At 60.7% G+C, this 2,413-nt stretch carries 3 protein-coding genes; 1 reads left to right on the forward strand and 2 read right to left on the reverse strand.

The window, feature by feature from the left end; translation table 11 throughout:
- Positions 1-26: 26 nt before the first annotated feature.
- Positions 27-338 (reverse strand): hypothetical protein, encoded by a 312-nt coding sequence (locus ASF29_RS12660; RefSeq protein WP_156462660.1) that lies wholly within the window; start codon positions 336-338, stop codon positions 27-29.
- Between the two features lie 188 nt (positions 339-526).
- Between ASF29_RS12660 and ASF29_RS24410 the strand changes: the two genes are divergently transcribed.
- The gene (locus ASF29_RS24410; protein ID WP_156462661.1) at positions 527-715 is read left to right on the forward strand and encodes a hypothetical protein; all 189 of its coding nucleotides are present in this window, start codon (positions 527-529) and stop codon (positions 713-715) included.
- A 322-nt stretch (positions 716-1,037) separates the two neighbouring features.
- Here ASF29_RS24410 and ASF29_RS12665 read toward each other — a convergent pair.
- A partial coding sequence (locus tag ASF29_RS12665) for a hypothetical protein (RefSeq protein ID WP_244473548.1) occupies positions 1,038-2,093 on the reverse strand: 1,056 nt, incomplete at its 5' end.
- Positions 2,094-2,413: the final 320 nt, after the last annotated feature.

Raw genomic sequence — 2,413 nt, forward strand, 5'->3', positions numbered from 1 at the left:
AGATCAGGGTCGCTATGTGCTGGCCGTCAGCCAGTCCATGCCATGTGCTTGAGGTTTGGCACGTCACCAGCCTTGGCCACCATGCGGACGGCGTAGGCGGCGGTGCTTGCTTCAACAGCGACAGCCGTACCACCTCGCCTGATCTGCACGGGCCAGTCTGGTGTGACGTCGGGTTGACCAGAACGAGATGCAGTATCGCTTGGTGGCTCGACAAGGAAGGCAGCAAGGTTGTCCTGCAGCCATTGCCGGTCGCGCTCGACGTCACCCGCCAGATGGCGAGGGTCGAACAGAGGCCGGTAGCACACAACGACATGCCCGTCGATCACAGTGGTGGTCATCGACAACAGCCCTTTGCGCACCGCTAGGCGACGGATTTTTTTGCGTTGAACATGCCGGAGGCGCCGCAGCAAGAAGGAAGACAAACGATCCATCATTTGCCCTCCGACGTCGGTAAATTGGGCGCGGCAATAATTGCCACGCAGGTTTCCTGCCCCAAAGCAGATTGCGCGCCATCAAGGCCTAGGGCATGGCGACATCTCTTAGTATTTCTGGTCACATGATCGAGAACGGTTCGGCAGGCGGCGTTTCCCTGGCGCGCATGCTGATCAAGCCGATCAAGCAGCACGGACGGCATGTACGTCATACCGCCATTTGCTTGTCGGGTGACGGCGAGGGCAAGGCCGACAATCACCGCTGGATCATCGTGCACCGCTAGATCATCGCGGGAGGCGAGCAAACGCGTGCGGCACGGCGCCGAGGATGCATCGGAACGCTGGCGTGTGTGGGGTGGTGGTAACTCGGAAACGATGTCAGTAGCCACAAAGATCTCCTCACCAGTCCAGCTTGGGTGGACGGCGTGTTCAAAACAGGGACATGGAAAAGGCTGNGTGGTAACTCGGAAACGATGTCAGTAGCCACAAAGATCTCCTCACCAGTCCAGCTTGGGTGGACGGCGTGTTCAAAACAGGGACATGGAAAAGGCTGGCTGCGTGCGTCAGAGCCGCAGCCAAGTGCCTCACTGTAAACGGGCGGTTGCCTTAGGCGTCGAGGAGACGCCGCGCAAACCCGATGCGGATATGTCGAGGTGGCCAGGCGTTAGGTTCGTGCGCAAGCGCCTCGGGATCATCGCGACCATCGTCACCGTCAACGTCAGGATCGTCATCGCACCGGGTGCAGTTGCAGACCGTGGAGTGGTCACCACAATCGGCAACATCCTGGCAGACGAGGGCAGGGGAGGTGGAACGCAAAATCCCAAAGCGTCGCCCTGATGTCAAAATCGCCGGTGCGGGTGTTGCCAAGGGGGGCTGTGCGATCGCGATCGCGCGTCGTGCCTCTGCTTCGAGCAGTTGCTGGACCCGCATCCCAAAGCGCAGACGCAATTGCGCCATGCAGAGGGCTGCTCCTTCAATCTCGAGCAGGTCGTCGATCTCGGACAAGGCCCAAACGCCCGCTGCATGATCGCTTGGACGGCTGGCACCGTCGATGATGGCAACACCGACCGTTTCGACCATCATCCTCTTTTGAGTTTTGTAGAGCCAGTCCGGCAACACCATCGCCGACGCCAACATCTTCAACTTCAGCTCTTCGAGCCGGCTGGTGTCACCGTATGACGCCAGGGACCGCTTTAGGTCGAGGACAAAAGCGGCCCGCTTGGCAAGGTTGACGACAATGAGGTCTGGTGTGTAGCTGCCTTTCGCCGGCGCATCGCAATCCAGCCGCACACCGTCGAGGTGCTTCCAGTCGTTGCCAGCAACCGCTTCGATAGCGGCTTTGACCAAGGGCAGCTTGATCGACTGCATCAGCACGACCAGATCCGGGTTGACCCTGGCCAGCCGCTCGACAGCCTGCTCCAGCAACTTGCCTTCGCGGAAACTGACGGCCCGCACCAGCGAGGCAATGTTCACATAGTGGCCGAGGATCTCGTCCTTGACTGGCCCACCCTCGGCAATCGCGGCGATCGCTTTGTCGATGAGGACGTCGAAATCCGCTTCGACGTCAGGGTAGCGGACGAGATGGGCGTGGCGGCACTGCGCTGGTGGCTCAAACTTTTGAGGCACGCGGTCCGCGAAAAGCTGATGGACGGGCGGCATTGTNGTCAGGGTAGCGGACGAGATGGGCGTGGCGGCACTGCGCTGGTGGCTCAAACTTTTGAGGCACGCGGTCCGCGAAAAGCTGATGGACGGGCGGCATTGTTGTGCCATTGGCGGTGGATGACGCCGCAGATGCGGCACGCGGAGCTTTCGCCCGAGGCGAGGAAGCGTGTAGGTTGGTCATAGCCCGATTCCTTTCACAGAAGGCTTGAGGGTCAGGCCCTTGGTAGCGTTGGCGCGCTGCCTTGGGCCGTCTGCTCCGATCACGGAGCCGCCCATTCCTGGCAGGACCCGAAACGGATCTCAAGGTCCCCCCGTCAAAA

This window comes from Rhizobium sp. Leaf262, assembly GCF_001422245.1.
Taxonomy (GTDB): domain Bacteria; phylum Pseudomonadota; class Alphaproteobacteria; order Rhizobiales; family Rhizobiaceae; genus Agrobacterium.